The sequence below is a fragment of the Paraburkholderia sp. SIMBA_030 genome (assembly GCF_046535245.1).
Lineage (GTDB): Bacteria > Pseudomonadota > Gammaproteobacteria > Burkholderiales > Burkholderiaceae > Paraburkholderia.
Map to the genome: position 1 here is coordinate 1 of NZ_JAWRXB010001762.1, position 231 is coordinate 231.

The following is a 231-nucleotide window of genomic DNA, read 5'->3' on the forward strand; positions in this document are numbered from 1 at the left end:
GCGGTCGCCGCCGCCACCAGCCCGGCCTTCTTCGCCAGAACGCTACCCGAACTGGCGCTGGCGATACCGGGTGGCATTATCATCGGCTATGCCGCCGGGCGGCTCTACATGATCATCGGCACCAGACTGGCAGGCACGCTCGGCGGCACGTTGCTGGAATTCGTCGCCACCTTCGGCACCTGGATCATTGCCGAGCGTCTGCATCTTTCCGCCATCCTGGCGATCGTCGTC

The 231-nt window shown here is 65.4% G+C and carries 1 pseudogene; it reads left to right on the forward strand.

Features of this window, described 5'->3' with window-relative positions:
• Nucleotides 1-231 (forward strand): annotated as a pseudogene (locus tag SB772_RS46050) (sodium:proton antiporter); the annotation flags it as partial.